The sequence below is a fragment of the Streptomyces sp. NPDC085460 genome (assembly GCF_044541975.1).
In the GTDB taxonomy this organism is placed as follows: Bacteria; Actinomycetota; Actinomycetes; order Streptomycetales; family Streptomycetaceae; genus Streptomyces.
In genome coordinates, this window is record NZ_JBITTO010000010.1 from 241,361 (window position 1) to 259,296 (window position 17,936).

The following is a 17,936-nucleotide window of genomic DNA, read 5'->3' on the forward strand; positions in this document are numbered from 1 at the left end:
AGTGCGGTCATTTTCGCACTACGAGCCCCCTCCGAGGCCACTCAATACCGTGCGGGCCCGCTCCTCCGCCGCTTCCCCGGCCGGCAGGTCGGGCGCGATGCCCCGGCCGTCTACGTCGTGCCCGGCCGGGGTGCGGTAGTGGCCCACGGTCAGCTCGGCCACCGAGCCGTCGGGCAGGGTGCTCGGCATCTGCACCGATCCCTTGCCGAAGGTCCTGGAGCCGACGGTGACCGCCCGGCCCCGGTCCTGGAGCGCCCCGGTGAGCAGCTCGGCCGCGCTCATCGTCCCGCCGTCGATCAGCGCGACCAGGGGCCGGCCGGTGTCGCCGCCCCGCTCCGCGTACACGGAGCGCTGCTCGCCCTCGACGTCGTACGTGGCGACCAGTCCGCCGTCGAGGAAGGCGGAGGCGGCGGCGGCCGCCTCGTCGACGAGTCCGCCGGAGTTCCCGCGCAGGTCGAGCAGGACGCCCGCGCCGGCCGGGGCGGTACGGACCGCCTCCCGCACCCGCTCACCGGCGCCCTTGCTGAAGGCGGCGACCCGGATGACGACGGTCCGCGGGTCGGGGCGGGAGACCGTGACGGGATCGGTCGCGAGCCGCTCCCGGCGCAGGGTCTGGGTCCAGGTCATGCCGGACCGCCCGACCCTGAGGGTCACGGTGGAGCCGGGCACGCCGTCGCCGCGCAGCAGGGAGACGACCTCGGAGACGGACAGGCCGTCGGTCTCGCGTCCGTCGACGGCGAGCAGCAGGTCGCCGCTCCGCACCCCGGCCCGCGCGGCGGGCCCGCCGTCCCGCACCCGGGTGACCCGGACTCCACCGTCCCCGGCCCCGTTCCTGTCCCCGTCCCGGGCCCTGTCCCCGTCCTCGGGGGGCGTACGGCCCTGCTCGCGGTCCGCCGTCCCCGCGGAGAGGCCGACGCCGGTGTAGGCGCCGTCGAGGGACCGCTCGAACTCGGCGTACTCCCGCGGGTCGTAGACCGCGCCCCAGCGGTCGCCGCTGCGGCTGACGAACTCCTCGGCGGCCTGCTTGCCCGACTTGCCGTCGGCGGCGGCCTCGGCGGCGGCGCGGTGCAGGGCCGCCCGGTCGTAGACGGCCCGGTCCCCGGCGCCGGCCCGGGGCTCCGGCCCGGCACCGTCCTCCCGGGGGAGCGCGCCGGTCGCGGCGGCGGTGGCGAGGACTCCGGCGAAGACCAGCGTGAGAACGGCCCCGCGGACGACACCGCGGGGCCGGAGACAGAGGGGCACGGGGCCGGCCGGCATGGCGCCCACTCTAGGACAAGGCGGCGGCGCCCCTGAGGCTTTGGCCTCAGGACGCCATCCACCACCGAAGGTCTCTTCTCACACCTTCAGGTACTTGCGCAGCGCGATGAACGCCGCCACGGACGGCATCAGCAGGCCGATGACGATCACCAGCGGCAGCTGGGCGAAGACCACGTCCCAGCCGATGAAGTTCACGAGCGGCATCTGCTCGGCGAGGTTCAGGCCGTGGTCGACGAGGAAGTACCGGCCGGCGAGGAGCAGCACGCAGGCGAAGGCGCCGCCGATCAGGCCGGAGAACGCGGCCTCCATGATGAACGGCATCTGGATGTAGAAGCTGGAGGCGCCGACCAGCCGCATGATGCCGGTCTCGCGGCGGCGGCTGAAGGCCGAGACGCGGACCGTGTTGATGATCAGCATGAGCGCGATGACCAGCATGAGGAGCATCAGCGCGACGGCCGCGTAGTTGACGCTCCGCATCATGTTGAAGAGCGTCTCAAGGATGGAGCGCTGGTCCTGGACGGACTCGATGCCGTCCCGGCCGGCGAAGGCGGTGGCGACCACCTGGTACTTCTCCGGGTCCTTCAGCTTCACCCGGATCGACTCCTGCATCTGGTCCGGGGTGATGACGGAGGCGATGGCGGTGTCGCCGTACTGCTCCTTGTAGTGCTTGAAGGCTTCCTCGGCCGTCTCGTGGATGACGTTCTCCACGATGTCCATGTCCTTGAGATCGGCCTGGATCTGCTCGCGCTGCTGCTTGGTGACGGCGCCCTTGGCGCACTTCGGCGAGCCCGCGGCGTCCGTCTTGTTGCAGAGGAAGATGGAGACGTTGACCTTGTCGTACCAGTAGTCCTTCATCGTGGAGACCTGCTCGCGCATGAGCAGGGCACCGCCGAAGAGGGCCAGCGACAGGGCCACGGAGACGATGACCGCGAAGGTCATCGTCAGGTTGCGCCGGAGACCGACGCCGATCTCGGAGAGCACGAACTGAGCGCGCATGGTGTTCTGGTTCCCCCGCCGTCAGTGCTGGTAGCCGTAGACGCCGCGCGCCTGGTCGCGGACGAGGCGGCCCTTCTCCAGCTCGATGACGCGCTTGCGCATCTGGTCGACGATGTTCTGGTCGTGGGTCGCCATGACGACGGTGGTCCCTGTCCTGTTGATGCGGTCGAGCAGCTTCATGATGCCGACGGAGGTCTGCGGGTCGAGGTTGCCGGTGGGCTCGTCGGCGATCAGCAGCATCGGGCGGTTGACGAAGGCGCGGGCGATGGCGACGCGCTGCTGCTCACCACCGGACAGCTCGCCCGGCATGCGGTCCTCCTTGCCGCCGAGACCGACCAGGTCGAGGACCTGGGGGACGGCCTTGCGGATCTCGCCGCGCGGCTTGCCGATGACCTCCTGCGCGAAGGCCACGTTCTGCGCGACGGTCTTGTTCGGCAGCAGGCGGAAGTCCTGGAAGACGGTCCCGAGCTGGCGCCGCATGTGCGGCACCTTCCAGTTGGACAGCCTGGCGAGGTCCTTGCCGAGGACGTGCACCTGCCCATGGCTGGCGCGCTCCTCACGCAGGAGCAGCCGGAGGAAGGTCGACTTTCCGGAGCCGGACGAACCGACGAGGAAGACGAACTCCCCCTTCTCGATCTCCAGGGAGACTTCCCGGAGCGCGGGGCGGTTCTGCTTCGGATAGGACTTGGAGACGTTGTCGAATCGGATCACGGATGCACCACGGTCGGCCGGGAGTAGGTGTGCGTGACCTTACGCGAACCGGGAAGCCCCGCGCAGTCGCGCTCCGGGCTTGCGCGCTTTATCCTTTTTGGCCCTTCGGGGCGGGAGAGAGGCGTTCGCGGCCGGGGCGCGCCGGAACCTCGCGAAGCTGGCAGAGTGGTAGGGGGAACGTCCGGATCCTTCCGGACGTTGTCCTGGTGTGAGCCCCGTGCGGGAGGAGGAGAGCGTATGACCTACGACCGACTGGTGTGCGCCAACTGCGCGGCCCCGGTCGCCGAGGGTCGCTGCCCCGTCTGCCGGGCCAACCGTGAGCGCCTGGAGCCTCAGGGGCTGTCCCCCGCGATGGTACTGACGCTGGTGATCGCCCTGCTGGCGACGCTGGCGCTGCTGGCGGCGGTCCGCGCGGTGTAGCCCTCACCGGCCCCTGGGGCCGCGGAGGGCCGGGGAAAGCCCGGGAAAGCCGTACACGAGCCGGAAACGGTCGAAGGGCCGGGGAGGAAAGCCTCCCCGGCCCTTCTGTGTACCGCTAGGTCACTCAGGCGGCGGCGCCGCGCCCGCCCGCGACGAGGCGCGGGAGGAAGCGGAAGCCGATGCCGCCGGCGATCATGGTGGCGGCGCCGATGATCAGGAACGAGGTCTCGGCCGCACCGGTCTCGGCGAGCTCCTCCTTGGCCTCGCCCTGCTGGACCGGCTGGGAGCCGGCCTGCTGGGTGTCGGTGTTGTTGTTGGAGCCGGTCGAACCGTTGGAACCGGTCGAGCCGTCGGCGACGCACTCGACGCCGTCGAGCTCGACGGTGCAGTTGCCGGAGCCGCCGTCGGTGGCGGAGCCACCGTCGGTCGAGCCGCCGGTCGTGGTGGTGGAACCGGAGTCCGAGCCGGAGCCGGAGCCGCTGCCGTTGCCGGAGCCGCTGTCGGAGCCGTTGCCGGAGCCGTTCGAACCGTTGCCACCGTTGCCGGAGCCGTTCGAACCGTTGCCACCGTTGCCGGAGCCGTTCGAGCCGTTGCCGCCGTTGCCGGAGCCGCTGTCCGAGCCGTTGCCGCCGTTGCCGCTGGAACCGGAGTCCGAGCCGCTCGACGAGTTGCCGCCGTCGGTGGACGCGCCACCGTCGGTCGAGGCACCGCCGTCGGTGGACGCGCCACCGTCGGTGGAGGCACCACCGTCGGTCGAGGCACCGCCGTCGGTGGACGCGCCACCGTCGGTCGAGGCGCCACCGTCGGTGGACGCGCCACCGTCGGTCGAAGCGCCACCGTCCGTGCTGGCACCACCATCGGTGGTCGCGCCGCCGTCGGTCGTGGCACCGCCGTCGGTCGTGGCACCACCATCGGTGGTGGCACCGCCGTCGGTCGTGGCACCACCATCGGTGGTGGCACCGCCGTCGGTCGTGGCACCACCATCGGTGGTCGCGCCACCGTCGGTCGTGGCACCACCATCGGTGGTGGCGCCGCCGTCGGTCGTGGCACCGCCGTCGGTGGTCGCGCCACCGTCGGTCGTGGTGCCGCCGTTCTCGCCGCCCTCGATGTCACCGATGCTGGTGTTGCCGTCGCTGTCACCCAGCGCGCCGACGGTCACCTCAAGGGTCGAACCGTCGTTGCCGCTGCTGACAGCCTGCGCGGCGCCCGCCGCGGTCAGGGACGCACCGGCGATGATCACGGCACCGGCCGCGACTCGCGCCAGGCGGACTCGCGTCTTGTTGGTCATCTGGTTGCTACCCCCAGTAGCTTCATCTCGTCATGGGGCAGCGCCAGGGGCCCCGGGCACGGGAGGCGTCATGGTTACTGGACCTGCCCCCGTTCACACGCGCCCCAGATATGCGCATGCCATCCAGCCACCCTTCCGAGTTTCCGATGCAGCGTCAAGGCCGTTGCGCGTGCGATGCCCGAAAGATCACCAGTTGGCCGTCATATGACGATGCAACTGTGACGTAAACCCGGAACTACAGGCCCCGCGGCGGCAGTTCCCTTGTCGACAAAGCGTCCCGCCCACCCCCGAACCGCTTGCACCGGCGAACGCGCCGGGCCCCGCACCGAGAGGTGCGGGGCCCGGAAACGAACGCTGCGGGGTTACTTCGTCTGCTCCTGCTGCTTGCGCCAGCGGATGCCCGCCTCCAGGAAGCCGTCGATCTCGCCGTCCAGGACGGACTGCGGGTTGCCGACCTCGAACTCGGTCCGGAGGTCCTTGACCATCTGGTACGGGTGGAGGACGTACGACCGCATCTGGTTGCCCCAGGAGCTGCCGCTGTCCTTGAGGGCGTCCATCTTGGCCCGCTCCTCCTGGCGCTGACGCTCCAGCAGCTTGGCCTGGAGGACGTTCATGGCGCTCGCCTTGTTCTGGATCTGCGAGCGCTCGTTCTGGCAGGAGACCACGATGCCGGTCGGGAGGTGCGTGATGCGCACGGCCGAGTCGGTGGTGTTGACGCCCTGGCCGCCGGGGCCCGAGGCGCGGTACACGTCGACGCGGAGGTCCGACTCCTCGATCTCGACGTGGTCCGAGGACTCGACGACGGGGAGGATCTCGACGCCGGCGAAGGAGGTCTGGCGGCGGCCCTGGTTGTCGAAGGGCGAGATGCGCACCAGGCGGTGGGTGCCCTGCTCGACCGAGAGGGTGCCGTAGGCGTACGGGGCCTTGACGACGAACGTGGTCGACTTGATGCCGGCCTCTTCCGCGTAAGAGGTCTCGTAGATCTCGGTCGAGTAGCCGTGGCGCTCGGCCCAGCGCAGGTACATGCGCTGGAGGCGCTCGGCGAAGTCGGAGGCGTCGACGCCGCCGGCCTCGGCGCGGATGTTGACCAGCGCCTCGCGCTCGTCGTACTCGCCGGAGAGGAGGGTGCGGACCTCCATCTCGTCGAGCGCCTTGCGCACGGCGGTGAGCTCGGCCTCGGCCTCGGCGCGGGTGTCCGCGTCGTCCATCTCCTCGGCGAGGTCGAAGAGCACACCGAGGTCGTCGATGCGTCCGCGCAGCGCCTCGGCCTTGCGGACCTCGGCCTGGAGGTGGGAAAGCTTGCTCGTGATCTTCTGCGCCGCCTCCGGGTCGTCCCAGAGGGACGGGGCCGCGGCCTGCTCTTCGAGCACGGCGATGTCTGCCCTCAGCTTGTCGAGGTCCAGGACGGCCTCGATCGACCCCATGGTCGAGGAGAGGGACTTCAGCTCTTCGGATACATCGACGACTGCCACGCGTCCAGCGTAACGGCTCCCGGCCGGGAGCCGAACCTGTGCCCGTCCGGCCTTTGGGCGGACGTGGTCACGGCTGCGCGGGCCCCGAGGACGGCCGGGAGTCCTGGGGCGGGCTTCCGCCGTCCCCGGCGAGCGCCAGATAGCCGCCGACGCCGAGCGCGCCCGCGGCGACGGCGGCGGCGATGCCGAGGGCGATCCGGCGCTTGCGGACCGCGCCGGAGCGGTTGCGGGCCGAGCCCGGTCTGCGGGCGCCGGCCGGGCGCGGGGCGCGGGCGGTGCCGTGCGGGCCGCCGGACAGCTCCTCGGGGCCGGGCACGCGCATGGAGGTGTGGGTGTCGCGGTGCGAGTCGGCGGAGGCTCCGGGCACCAGCGGGACGGCGGCGCGGCGGCGGCCGGTGTCGGTGGGCGCGGCGGTGGAGGTGGCGTACGCCGGGTCCTCGTACGGCTCCTGCGGCGCGGGCTCGGCGTCGGGCTCGTCCACGTCCAGCGGCGGGATGCCCTTGAGCAGCGGCAGGACGTCGGCGAGGCGGGCGGCCAGCTCGGAGGCGCGCAGCCGGGAGGCGGGGGCCTTGGCGAGGCACTGGACGAGCAGCTGCCACAGCTCCTCGGGGATGCCGGGGAGCGGGACGACGGTCTCGGTGACGTGGCGGCGCAGGACGGCGCCGGGGTGGCCGCCGCCGAACGGGGTGAAGCCGGCGAGGAGTTCGTACAGGACGGTGGCGAGGGCGTAGATGTCGACGGCGGCGCGCGGCGGGAGGCCCTCGACGATCTCGGGGGCGAGGTAGTCGGGGGTGCCGATGATCCGGGTGGCCTTGGTGCGGCCGGGGGTGTCGATGAGCTTGGCGACGCCGAAGTCGGTGAGGAGGGCGGGGTGGGCCCCGCCGGGGCCGATCGGGCCCTCCATGTCGAGGAGGATGTTCTCCGGCTTGACGTCCCGGTGGACGACGCCGGCCGCGTGGGCGGCGGCCAGGCCCTCGGCGACGTCGCGGATGATCGCGACGGCGGCCTCGGGGGCGAGCCGGCGCTCGCGGTCGAGGCGGGTGCGCAGGTCGGTGCCGCGGACCAGGTCCATGACGAGGGCGAGGTCGTTGCCGTCGACGACGAGGTCGCGGACCTTGACCACGCGCGCGTGGTCGAGCCCGAGCAGGGCGGTCCGCTCCTGCACGAAGCGGCCGACGAGCTCCTGGTCGGAGGCCAGGTCCTCGCGCAGCAGTTTGACGGCGACGGGGCCCTCGGGCCCCTCGCCGAGCCACACCGTTCCGGCGCTGCCCCGCCCGAGGATCTGGTGGGTGGTGTAGCGGCTGCCGATGTTCCGTGCCAAGACTGCTCCCTCAGCGGCTGCGGTTCGCGTCAAAGTTACGCGTCCGCGGGCGCCGGGCGGCACTTCCGAGGGGAAATCACCCCTCGGAAGTCGACAAATCGGCAGAGTTGCCTGCTCCGACCCCTGGTTACCGCCGGTAATCAGGGGGTGGTGGTGCCGCCCGATCCGGAGGATCCCGTGGCGTCGCCGATGGTGGAGATCCAGTCGGTCACCGTCGCGATGCCGTCCCCGATGGCCTGCCAGTAGCCCTTGCCCTGGGCGATCCAGTCCTGGAGCGGGGTGAGCTCCCAGACGAGCCAGCCGGCCACCACGAAGAGGACGATCATGACCAGGCAGCCCTTGAGGCAGCCGAGGCCGGGGATCCGCACCGGGTTGGCGCTGCGGCGGCGCGGCTCGCGCGGGGCGGGCGGCTGGGGCTGCGGCTGCTGGGGCTGCTGCGGCGGCGCGTACTGCTGCTGGGGCTGCGGCGGCGGGGCGTACTGCTGCTGCTGAGGGGCGGGCTGCTGGTACTGCGGCGGGCGCGGCGCGGGGCGCTGCTGCTGCTGGTACGGCGGCTGCTGCGGCTGCTGCCGGTAGGGCGGCGGGGGCTGCTGCTGGTACTGCTGCGGCGGCGGGCCCTGCTGGTACGGCGGGGCCTGCGGCGGCTGCTGCGGGCGGCGCGCGGGGCGGCGGCGCAGCGGGTCCTCGCTGGGGTCCAGGTACTGGACCTGGGTCTGCTCGTTGCGGTCCCGGGCGGCGCGGAGCTGGCTCTGCCAGGGGTGCGGGTCCTCCGCCGGCGGGTTCGGCGGCACGGCGGGCATGACGGCGGTCGGGCCGGCCGCCCCGGCGGGGGCGCCGGTGGGCAGCACCGTCGTGGGGTCCGCGGCGCCGGCCGGTCCTCCGGTGGGCAGCACGCTGGTGGCCGCGGCCGGGTCGAACTGTCCGCCCGCGCCGGCGGGCAGCACCTGGGTCGGGTCGGCGGCGCCGGGGGTCCCGGGGACCTGCGCCGGGTCCGGGTCGGGGGCGAGCAGGGCGCCGACGCCCTCGGCCGCCTCGATCTGGGCGGGCGAGGAGTGGACGCCGATGCCGGCGGCGACCGTGCGCAGGCCGCGCGCCAGGTTGACGGCGCTGGGCCGCCGGTCGGGGTCCTTGCTGAGGCAGCGCTCGATGACCGTCCACAGGGGCGCGGGCACCGTGGAGGGGCGCCGGGGCTCCTCGCTGAGGTGCATGTGGAGGACTTCGAGGGCGGTGCCGCCGGCGAACGGCGGACGGCCGGTGACCAGCTCGTACAGGAGGATGCCCGCGCCGTAGATGTCGACGGCGGAGGTCTGCGGGCGGCCCTCGGCGGACTCCGGCGCCACGTACGCGGGCGTGCCGACGAACTCGTGGGTGCGGGTGAGGCCCGGGGAGTCCGCGAGGCGCGCGATGCCGAAGTCGGTCAGCATCGGGTGCATGGCGCCGTCCCGCTCGGCCAGCAGCACGTTGGCCGGCTTGAGGTCGCGGTGGACGACCCCGTCGGCGTGGCTGGCGGCGAGCGCGTCGGCGATCTGCGCGGTGAGCAGGGCGGCGGCCACCGGGGTCAGCGGGCCGTTCTCCCGCAGGTAGCGGTGGAGGTCGGGGCCCTCGACGAGGTCCATGACCAGGGCGAGGACATCGCCCTCGACGACCAGGTCGCGGGTGCGCACGATGTTCGGGTGCGTCAGCCGGAGGAGGACGGACCGCTCGCGCAGGAAGCGCATCACGATGTCCGCGTCGTTGGCCAGCTCCTCCTTCAGGACCTTGATCGCCACGGTCTCGCCGGGCTGGCCGGCCACGGCCGCCTCGGCGCCCGCCGTCTCCCGCTGGCGGGCTCGCCAGACGGTGCCCGTGGCGCCGCGGCCGAGCGGCTCCTCGAGCAGGTACTTGCTGCCGATTGGCCGCACGTCACGCGCTCCCTGCTGATCGTGGTCCTGGGTGGCCGGTCCCGCTCGGCGCGAGCCGAGCCGGGGCCCCGGAGGTCCTCTTGCTTCTCTGTTGTGACCCGTCCGGGTGTCCGACCCACTCTAGTGCCGCCGAACGGGTCACAGCCCGGTCGTCCACAGGCCGATTTCCGCTGGCGTGTCCGAGGGCTCCGGACCGCCGGACGGCGGGCCCGCCCGCCGGTGACCGCTGCCGGAACCCCACCCGGGTTCCGTCCGAACTTGTCCGGAAGAAGACGCTCCTGCGGCCGGGATGGTTGCCGCACCGGCCCCGCCGCCCGGGACGACCTGGCGCTTTCGCGTCACACCCGGCGGTTCCGGGCGAGGGTTCAAGATCACTCCGGGGTGACCCGGCGGCGGGTTGTCGGCGGCAGGTGCGAGGATGCCTCCAGCACGTCGCATCGGTGGGGTCGGGAGCCCCCCGCGCCGTGCCGACCTGTACCGGGCGACGCGTCCGTGCCGGGTGGGGGGAGACACGGGGCGGTCCCCTGCCGGGCATGTCGCGCAGAAGGGACCGCTGACGGCGATGCAGATCCGGCTGACCGTCCTCGCGCCGCACGCCGGCCACGGCGCCGGCCGCGCCTGCGACGTGCTCGTCACGGCCCCCGCGGGCACGGCGCTGTCCGCCGTGGCCTCGAACCTCGCCGCCGCCGTCACCGGCCCCGACGCGGCCGGCACCGGCACGCCCGTGCTGTACGCGGGCGCGGAGCGGCTGGACGCCCGCCGCTGCGTGCTGGGCGAGCCGCCGCTGGTCGACGGGGCCGTCCTCGCGCTCCACGCCCCGGACCCGGACGACCGGGCCGGCCTCGCCGCCACCGCCTCCTCCGCCGCCCGGCTGCACGTGGTGGCGGGACCCGACGCGGGCGGGGTGCACCTGCTGCACGGCGGGGCGATCCGCATCGGCAGGTCCGTGGAGGCGGACGTGCCGCTGGACGACCCCGACGTCTCCCGCGCCCACTGCACGGTGACCGTCGCCGGTGACGGCCGGGTCACCGTCGCCGACCTCGGCTCCACCAACGGCACGACGCTCGACGGCGCGCCCGTCGGCGACCGCCCGGTCCGGCTGCGCCCCGGGGCCCTCCTCCGGCTCGGCGAGTCCACGCTGCGGCTCTCCGTCCCCGGCGAGGCCCCGGCGGACTCCGGGACCCTCCCCACCTCCCCCGACGGCGAGGGCCACCTGCGCGTGCCCCTGCCGGAGCCCACCGCCACGCCGGACGCGGACGCGGCCGGCGCGTTCCCCGGGCGCGCCCCGGAGCCGGACGCGGGCACGCGCGCGTGGAGCGGGCCGGGCGGGACCACGGGCCGTACGGGCGCCGCCGACCCGTCGCCCTCCTGGACCGGGCACGGCCCCGAGACGCACGGCGCGGCCCGTGGCGTGCCGCTCACCGACGCGTGGACGGACGCCGGGCACCCGCGCGCGGGGGAGCCCGGCGGCGGTGACGGGGGCGAGGCCCCCGCCCGGTCCCGTACGGGCTCCGAGGGCGCCGACCCGGCCACCCGCAGGACCGGCCGGCGCGGGCTCGGCGCCTGGGCCCGGCGGCTCGCGGGCGGCCGCGAGGCGGACCCCGCGACGCCCGGCGCGCCCGCACCCCCCGGCTCGCCCGGCACGGCCCGGCCCGACGCGCCCGGCGACACCGCCGCGCCCGACACCTGGCCCGATCCCGCGGCCGTCCTGCTCACCGCGCTCGGCCCCGGCCCCCGGCTGTGGGAGCGGGCCCCGGACCATCCCGAGGCGCTGGTGGTCCGGCTGGGCACCGCCGACCGCGCGGAGCTGTCCGGGGTGCCCGTCACCGTCGGACTGCGCGAGGCCGGCTCCCTGGGCCTCGCGGGTCCCGCGGACCGCCTGGCCGGCCTCGCCCGGGCCGTGGTGGCCCAGCTGGCCGCGCTGCACTCCCCCGCCGACCTGGAGATCGTCCTCGTCAGCGCCGACCGGAACCGCTCCCTGGAGGAGCGGCGGCGCGCCTGGGGCTGGCTCGGCTGGCTCCCGCACGTGCGGCCCGCGCACGGCCAGGACTGCCGGCTGCTCCTCGCGTACGACCGCGAGCAGGCCCAGGCCCGTACGGCCGAGCTGACCCGGCGCCTGGACGACGGGCCGCTCGGGCCCGGCTGGGCCAGCGCGGACCGGGCGGCCGTCGCGGAGGCCGCCGCGCGGTACGCGGGCCCGGCGACGGTCGTCGTCGTGGACGGCGACCCGGGCACGGCCGCGCTGCGCGAGACCGTGGCCCGGCTCGCCGGGGCCGGCGCTGCGGCCGGCATCCATCTGCTCTGCCTGGCCGAGGCCCCCTCGGCCTCCCCCGCCTCGCCGGTCGCCGCCACCTACGAGGCGGCCTGCGCGGCCTCCCTCGCCTTCCGCGAGTGCGGCGCGGCCGCCCTGCTCAGCGGGGACGTGGCGACGGCGCTGCGGCTGCTGCGGACCTCCGGCGGCCGGGCCGCGGGCCACGGCACGGTCGGGGTCGTGGACGCGGTCTCCGTCGCCTGGGCGGAGCGCTTCGGCCGGGCACTGGCCCCGCTGCGCACGGACGCGGCCTCGGCCGTGCCGGGGCGGGCAGCCGCCCTGCCGCCGAAGGCCCGGCTCCTGGACGAGCTCGGCCTGGCGCGGGCCACACCCGCGTCCCTGATGGCCCGCTGGGCCTCCGCCGGGGAGGGGACGGCCGTCCTCGGCGCGGGCCCGCGCGGCCCGCTCTCCGTGGACCTCACGGCGGAGGGCCCGCACCTGCTGATCGAGGGCCCGGCGGGCAGCGGCCGCACGGAGCTGCTGCGTTCGGTCGCCGCCTCCCTCGCGGCCGGCGCCCGCCCCGACCGGCTCGGGCTGCTCCTGGTGGACGGCGCGGGCGGCGACCGCGGCGAGGGCCTCGCGGCCTGTACGGAGCTGCCGCACGTCACCGAGCACCTGGTGGCGTCGGACCCGGTCCGCATGCGGGAGTTCGCCCAGGCCCTGGGCGCGGAGCTGAAGCGCCGCGCGGAGCTGCTGGGGGACGCGGACTTCGCCGACCGCCGGAGCACGCGCGCGGTGATCGGCCAGCGGAGCCCGAGCGCCGCCGAGGCGGTCCCGCAGGGCGTCCGTGCGGGCCTCCGGCTCCCCGACCCGTCGGACGTCGGCGAGCGCCCGAGCGGCCGCACCCTGCGCACGGGCGCGGGCGCGGTGGGCGACACCCCGCCGGGGCTCCGGGCCCCGTACCAGGGCGCGGACGAGCTCGCCGACCGCCCCTCGGCCCGGGTCCCCCGCCCGGCCGACGAGCTCCCCGCCACCCCCAGCGACCGTCTGGCCGGCCGCGCGCCCGTGGGCGACCTCCCGGCCACCTTCGGCCGCCCGGGCGGCCGCGTCACCGACCTCCCGACCCGCCCCAGCAGCCGCACGCTCCACACCGACACCCCCGCCCCGGAAGCCCTGGGCGACACCCCGAGCGGCCGTACGCCGTACCCGGGCGCGGGCGACGTGCCGGGCGCCGGCAGCGGCCGTACTCCGTACCCGGGCGCGGGCGACCTTCCCAGGACCCCGAGCGGCCGTACGGCGTACCCGGGCGCGGGCGACGTGCCGGGGGCGTCCAGCGGGCGTACGGCCTACCCGGGCGCGGGCGCGGGAGACGTGCCGGGCGCCGGCAGCGGCCGTACTCCCTACCCGAGCGCCTCCGACCTCTCCAGGACCCCGAGCGGCCGTACGCCGTACCCGGGCGCCGGCGACGTGCCGGGCACCGGCAGCGGCCGTACGGCGCGGGGTGACGGCGGGCCGGGGGCGGGGGGCGCGCGCGTGCCGCGGCCGGGCGGCGAGGAGGACCACCTTCCGCGGCCCGCCGGCGGGCGGGTGCCGCTGCCGCGGCTCATCGTGCTCGTGGACGACTTCGACGCCCTCGTCGCCCCTCCCCTCGGCGCGGCGGGGCGGCCCGCCGCGGGGTCCGTCGTCCGGGCCCTGGAGGCGGTCGCGCGCCACGGCGAACGACTCGGGGTGCACCTGATCGCGACCTCCGCCCGGCCGGACAGGACCGCCGACACGGACCTGGCGCACGGCGCACGGCTCCGCGTGGTGCTGGACGCGCCGGCGAGCGCGCCCGGGCCCGACGCGCCGGCGCCCGGCCGGGGGCGGCTCGGCCATCCCGACGGGCGGGTGACACCGTTCCAGGCGGGCCGGATCACGGGCAGGATCCCGCGCACGGCGACACTGCGGCCGACCGTCGTCCCGCTGGAGTGGGAGCGGATGGGCGACCCGCCCGCGCGCCGCCCGGTCCGCGAGCTGGGCAACGGCCCGACGGACCTGGCCCTGCTCGCCAGCGCCCTGGACCGCGCGGCCCGCTCGGTGGAGGCCGCCCCGGTCCCCCCGCTCACCCACGCCTGATCCGGGTCCCGTCAGGCCGCCGGGCCCCTCACGCGGCCGGCGGCAGCGTCCGCAATCCCGCCACCGCGGCGCGGACGAGGTCCTCGACGTACCCCGCCGGAAGGTCGGTGCGGACGACGACCAGACGCCAGTAGAGCGGCCCCACGACGACGTCGAGGGCGCGGGCGGGGTCGGTCCCCTCGGGAAGCTCCCCGCGGGCCACCGCCTCGCGGACGATCTGGGCGACCACGCCCTCGTGCCCGTCGAGGAGCGCCGCGCGGACCGGCGCGGCGATCTCGGGCTGCCGGGCGGCCTCGACGAGGAGTTCGGGGATGACCTGTGACGCGATCGGGTGGCGCAGGGCGTGCGAGGCGACGGTGAGGAGGGCCCGTACGTCCCCCTCCAGCGAACCCGTGGCGGGCGCCGGCAGCCCCTGCGCGGCGACGGCACCGACCAGGTCAAGGACGAGGGCGAGCTTGGACTTCCAGCGCCGGTAGACGGCGGTCTTCCCGACCCCCGCGCGGCGCGCGATGCCCTCGATGGACATCCGGGCGAAGCCGACGGCGGCGAGCTCCTCGAAGACGGCGGCGCGGATGGCCTCGGTGACGTCCTCGCGGAGCACGGCGGCTCCGGCGGGAGCGCGGCGGGGCGTGGGGGTGCTCATGCACGGCATCCTAACCAACGGCGACGTCACGACGATACGGTTGCGTTCCGACGTCGAGGCGGCCTAGTCTCCTTCTCACGACGATACGAACCCGTCCCGTCGCAACGCCTACGTCCTGACGCCCCGCCACCGGCGAACCGGTCCCGGCGCCACCCCACCCCCCCTCCGTCGAAAGCGCCCGCACGTGACCCTGACGACACTGCCCCCGCCGCCGACCGCGACCCCCGCCTCCACCACCACGTCCTCCGCCACCACCGCCCGGCCGGCCCCCGCGCCCTCCGGCGAGGAGCTCCAGGCCCTCGCCCGCCGCCACGGCCTGTCCGTCAGCGGCGCACGCCCGTCCCTCCCCGCCTACGTGCGGCAGCTCTGGGCCCACCGCGACTTCATCGCCGCCTTCGCGACGGCCCGGCTCACCGCCCAGTACAGCCAGGCCCGGCTCGGCCAGCTGTGGCAGCTGATGACCCCGCTGCTCAACGCGGCCGTGTACTACCTGATGTTCGGCGTCCTGATGAACGTCCAGCACGGCATCCCCGACTACCTCCCGTTCCTCCTCACCGGCGTCTTCGTGTGGACCTTCACCGCCAACACGCTGACCGCCGGCACCCGCGCGATCAGCGGCAACATCGGCCTGGTCCGCGCCCTGCACTTCCCCCGCGCGAGCCTCCCCCTCTCCCTCGCGGTGCTCCAGCTCCAGCAACTGCTCCTGTCGCTCGGCGCGCTCGTCGTGATCCTGCTCTGCTTCGGGGAGTTCCCGACCTGGAGCTGGCTGCTCGCGGTGCCGGCGATCGCGCTCCAGGCCCTGTTCAGCGCCGGGGTCTCGCTCGCCCTCGCCCGGCTCGCCGCCCGCACCCCGGACATCAGCCAGCTGATGCCGTTCGTGCTGCGCACCTGGATGTACGTCTCGGGCGTGATGTGGTCGATCGGGTCGATGGCGTCGAGCGGGCGCTTCCCGGACTGGGTGGTCCTCGCCCTCCAGTGCAATCCGGCGGCGGTCTACATCGACCTCGTCCGTTTCGCCCTCGTCGGCAGCTTCACGGCGGAGAACCTGCCGCCCCACGTGTGGGCCCTGGCCGCCGGCTGGGCGGTGCTCGCCTTCGCGGGCGGCTTCGTGTGGTTCTGGAAGGCGGAGGAGACGTACGGCCGTGGCTGACCCCGAAACGACGACACCCGACCCCACCCCCACCCCCGACCTCGGCCCCGACTCCGGCTCCGACTCCGACTCCGACTCCGACTCCGACGCGACGACACCCGACCCCACCGTCATCGCCGACCGCGTCCACGTCTCCTACACCGTGCCGACCGGTCCCCGCGGCAGCCGCCGGGTGCACGCCGTGCGGGGCGTCGGCTTCGTCGCCCGGCGCGGCGAGGCAATTGGCCTGATCGGTTCGAACGGATCAGGGAAATCCACCCTCCTGAAGGCCATCGCGGGCCTCCAGCCGGTGGAGAGCGGCACGATCTACACCCGTGGCCGCCCCGCCCTCCTCGGCGTCGACGCGGCCCTCATGGGCGACCTCTCCGGCGAGCGGAACGTGATCCTGGGCGGGCTCGCCCTGGGCATGCGCCGCCCGGAGATCGAGTCCCGCTACGACGACATCGTCGACTTCTCCGGACTCGCCACCGGCAACCCCCTCGACGACCCGCTGTCCCGCCCCATGCGCACCTACTCCGCCGGCATGGGCGCCCGCCTCCGCTTCGCGATCTCGGCCACCGCCAGGAGCCACGACGTGCTCCTCATCGACGAGGCCCTGGCCACCGGAGACGCCCGCTTCCAGCGCCGCAGCCGCCGCCGGATCGACGAACTGCGGGCCGCGGCGGGCACGGTCTTCCTCGTCGCCCACTCCCACGCGACCATCCGCGACACCTGCGACCGGGCCCTGTGGCTGGAGTCGGGGTCGCTGCGGATGGACGGCCCGGCGGACGAGGTGGTGGCGGCGTACGAGGAGTTCACGAGAACCGGCACCGGCACGCCCTGACGACCGACCCCTCGCACGCCCCCACGCCCGCCCCCCGGCCCGCCCTCGGGCCGGCCCCCCGACCGCCCCCACGCCCGCCCCCCGGCCCGCCCCCGCGCCCGACCCCCTGAGCGGCCACCACCCCCCTCACCCCCCACCCCCCGGCAGCGCGCCACACAGCCGAACAAACCACGCATACCACCCATCCCGGACCTAAGGTCGGAGCGTGACGACGCCCGATCCCCCACCCCCCGGCTCGACCTCCACCGGCCCCGCCTCCGCAGGCCCAGCCATCTCCGCAGGCCCAGCCACCCCCGCCGGCCCAGGCGCCCCCGCCACCCCCGCGCCCCCCTCGCTCACCCGCTCGCCCTTCGACTCGGACACCTTCACGTCCGCCACCTTCGTCACCGTCGGGCACGGCCCCGTCCTCGCGCTGGCCGCCGTCTGGCTGGTCACGCGCCTGGGCATGCTGGCGCTGCTCGCCACCGACAGCCTCGGGATCGGCGGCGTCGGCCACGAGGTCCAGCTCCTCTACCGCTACTGGTACGGGCTGTTCGCCGACGGCACCTTCCCGCCCTCCGACCCCACCTGGCAGTACCCGCCCGGCGCCGGGCTCGTGATCATGGCGCCGGGGCTGCTGACGTCCTGGCTCGACTACACCCAGGCGTTCGTCGTCCTGACGCTGGTCGCCGACGCCGCCATCACCCTGGGCCTCGCGCTCGCCGACCGCTCCCGGCTCACCCACGGCGCCTGGTACTGGGTCTGCGCCCTGCCGCTCCTCCTCCATCTGCCGCTCGCCCGCTACGACGTCATGGCGACCGCCCTCGCCGTCCTCGCCCTGCTGCTGTTCAAGCTCCGCTCCCCGGCCGGCCACCGGCTCGGCGGCGCGCTCGCCGGGCTCGGCGCGATGGTCAAGGTGTGGCCGGCGCTCGCGCTGATCGGCACGCCCCGGGGCCGTACCACCAGGGAGGCGTGGACAGCCGCCGCCGTCACCGCCGTCACCCTCCTCTGCGTGCTCGCGCTCTGCTTCTCCGACTCGCTCGGCTTTCTGCGCCGGCAGGGCGCCCGGGGCATCCAGGTCGAGTCCCTGGGCGGCACCGCGCTCGCCCTCGCCCGCTCCGCGGGACTCTGGCCGGGGACGGCGGAGATCCGCTACGGGGCGTACGAGTACGTGGGCCCGTACGTCTCCACGCTCGGCCACCTCTTTCTGCTGCTCACCGTCGCCGCCGTCCTGTGGCTGGTGCTGTGGCGGCTGCGCGCGAGCCGCTGGTCCGAGGCCACCCCGCTCGACGCGGCCCTCGCCGCCGTGCTGCTCCTCACCGTGACGAGCCGGGTGATCAGCCCCCAGTACATGATCTGGCTGCTCGGCCTCGCCGCCGTCTGTCTGACCTCGCGCCGGACCGTGATGCGCCCGGTGGCGCTGCTGCTGCTCCCCGCGGCGGCGCTCAGCGCCCTGGCGTACCCGGTCCTCTACGCCGACGTCGTGCTCGGCACCCCGGCCGGTCTCGCGGTGATTGTCCTGCGCAACGGCCTCCTCCTCGCCGCGGCCGCCCTCGCCGCCCACCGCCTGTGGCGGGCCACGGTCGCCCCCGTACGGGAATAGACGGGA

Annotated in this window: 13 protein-coding genes; 5 read left to right on the forward strand and 8 right to left on the reverse strand. The window is 75.1% G+C overall.

What is annotated here, in order from left to right:
• Nucleotides 1–18 precede the first annotated feature (18 nt).
• From ACIGHB_RS26655 to ftsE, 3 genes are all read right to left on the reverse strand, one after another.
• The gene (locus tag ACIGHB_RS26655) at nucleotides 19–1,257 is read right to left on the reverse strand and encodes a S41 family peptidase (protein ID WP_399916411.1); all 1,239 of its coding nucleotides are present in this window, start codon (nucleotides 1,255–1,257) and stop codon (nucleotides 19–21) included.
• A gap of 78 nt (nucleotides 1,258–1,335) precedes the next feature.
• Nucleotides 1,336–2,253 (reverse strand): permease-like cell division protein FtsX, encoded by a 918-nt coding sequence (gene ftsX, locus ACIGHB_RS26660; protein ID WP_360320363.1) that lies wholly within the window; start codon nucleotides 2,251–2,253, stop codon nucleotides 1,336–1,338.
• A 21-nt stretch (nucleotides 2,254–2,274) separates the two neighbouring features.
• Nucleotides 2,275–2,964 (reverse strand): cell division ATP-binding protein FtsE, encoded by a 690-nt coding sequence (gene ftsE, locus ACIGHB_RS26665; protein WP_360320360.1) that lies wholly within the window; start codon nucleotides 2,962–2,964, stop codon nucleotides 2,275–2,277.
• Nucleotides 2,965–3,201: 237 nt separating this feature from the next.
• On the opposite strand from ftsE, the gene ACIGHB_RS26670 reads away from it, so the two are divergent.
• Nucleotides 3,202–3,384, forward strand: coding sequence for a hypothetical protein (locus ACIGHB_RS26670; RefSeq protein ID WP_360320357.1), 183 nt, complete (start codon nucleotides 3,202–3,204; stop codon nucleotides 3,382–3,384).
• A 124-nt stretch (nucleotides 3,385–3,508) separates the two neighbouring features.
• Here the strand turns inward: ACIGHB_RS26670 and ACIGHB_RS26675 are convergent, their stop codons facing one another.
• The 4 genes from ACIGHB_RS26675 to ACIGHB_RS26690 all read right to left on the reverse strand — a co-directional run bounded on the left by ACIGHB_RS26675 (nucleotide 3,509) and on the right by ACIGHB_RS26690 (nucleotide 9,366).
• Nucleotides 3,509–4,672 carry a hypothetical protein gene (locus ACIGHB_RS26675; RefSeq protein ID WP_399916414.1) on the reverse strand — a complete coding sequence of 388 codons (1,164 nt, stop codon included), beginning with the start codon at nucleotides 4,670–4,672 and terminating at the stop codon, nucleotides 3,509–3,511.
• Nucleotides 4,673–5,034: 362 nt separating this feature from the next.
• Nucleotides 5,035–6,144: a peptide chain release factor 2 gene (prfB, locus tag ACIGHB_RS26680; RefSeq protein WP_200423761.1), complete on the reverse strand. Its 1,110-nt coding sequence runs from the start codon at nucleotides 6,142–6,144 to the stop codon at nucleotides 5,035–5,037.
• Between the two features lie 67 nt (nucleotides 6,145–6,211).
• Nucleotides 6,212–7,465, reverse strand: a complete 1,254-nt coding sequence (locus ACIGHB_RS26685) for a serine/threonine-protein kinase (protein WP_399916416.1) — start codon at nucleotides 7,463–7,465, stop codon at nucleotides 6,212–6,214.
• 140 nt (nucleotides 7,466–7,605) lie between these two features.
• Complete coding sequence (locus tag ACIGHB_RS26690) at nucleotides 7,606–9,366, reverse strand: serine/threonine-protein kinase (protein ID WP_399916418.1); 1,761 nt, start codon at nucleotides 9,364–9,366, stop codon at nucleotides 7,606–7,608.
• A gap of 562 nt (nucleotides 9,367–9,928) precedes the next feature.
• On the opposite strand from ACIGHB_RS26690, the gene ACIGHB_RS26695 reads away from it, so the two are divergent.
• Nucleotides 9,929–13,732, forward strand: a complete 3,804-nt coding sequence (locus ACIGHB_RS26695) for an FHA domain-containing protein (protein WP_399916420.1) — start codon at nucleotides 9,929–9,931, stop codon at nucleotides 13,730–13,732.
• A gap of 28 nt (nucleotides 13,733–13,760) precedes the next feature.
• On the opposite strand, the gene ACIGHB_RS26700 is transcribed toward ACIGHB_RS26695, so the two are convergent.
• On the reverse strand, nucleotides 13,761–14,375 hold the full coding sequence (locus ACIGHB_RS26700; RefSeq protein ID WP_360319680.1) for a TetR/AcrR family transcriptional regulator: 615 nt from the start codon (nucleotides 14,373–14,375) through the stop codon (nucleotides 13,761–13,763).
• A gap of 184 nt (nucleotides 14,376–14,559) precedes the next feature.
• On the opposite strand from ACIGHB_RS26700, the gene ACIGHB_RS26705 reads away from it, so the two are divergent.
• The 3 genes from ACIGHB_RS26705 (at nucleotide 14,560) to ACIGHB_RS26715 (ending at nucleotide 17,930) form a co-directional block, all read left to right on the forward strand.
• Nucleotides 14,560–15,525: an ABC transporter permease gene (locus tag ACIGHB_RS26705; protein ID WP_399916422.1), complete on the forward strand. Its 966-nt coding sequence runs from the start codon at nucleotides 14,560–14,562 to the stop codon at nucleotides 15,523–15,525.
• A gap of 112 nt (nucleotides 15,526–15,637) precedes the next feature.
• Complete coding sequence (locus ACIGHB_RS26710; protein ID WP_399916460.1) at nucleotides 15,638–16,348, forward strand: ABC transporter ATP-binding protein; 711 nt, start codon at nucleotides 15,638–15,640, stop codon at nucleotides 16,346–16,348.
• Nucleotides 16,349–16,553: 205 nt separating this feature from the next.
• Nucleotides 16,554–17,930, forward strand: a complete 1,377-nt coding sequence (locus tag ACIGHB_RS26715) for a glycosyltransferase 87 family protein (RefSeq protein ID WP_399916424.1) — start codon at nucleotides 16,554–16,556, stop codon at nucleotides 17,928–17,930.
• The last annotated feature ends 6 nt before the right edge of the window (nucleotides 17,931–17,936 follow it).

Bases quoted from the DNA above. Each gene is read 5' to 3' on its own strand.
- ACIGHB_RS26655 (WP_399916411.1), bottom strand. From the start codon at position 1,257: ATGCCGGCCGGCCCCGTGCCCCTCTGTCTCCGGCCCCGCGGTGTCGTC.
- ftsX (WP_360320363.1), bottom strand. From the start codon at position 2,253: ATGCGCGCTCAGTTCGTGCTCTCCGAGATCGGCGTCGGTCTCCGGCGC.
- ACIGHB_RS26670 (WP_360320357.1), top strand. From the start codon at position 3,202: ATGACCTACGACCGACTGGTGTGCGCCAACTGCGCGGCCCCGGTCGCC.
- ACIGHB_RS26675 (WP_399916414.1), bottom strand. From the start codon at position 4,672: ATGACCAACAAGACGCGAGTCCGCCTGGCGCGAGTCGCGGCCGGTGCC.
- ACIGHB_RS26695 (WP_399916420.1), top strand. From the start codon at position 9,929: ATGCAGATCCGGCTGACCGTCCTCGCGCCGCACGCCGGCCACGGCGCC.
- ACIGHB_RS26700 (WP_360319680.1), bottom strand. From the start codon at position 14,375: ATGAGCACCCCCACGCCCCGCCGCGCTCCCGCCGGAGCCGCCGTGCTC.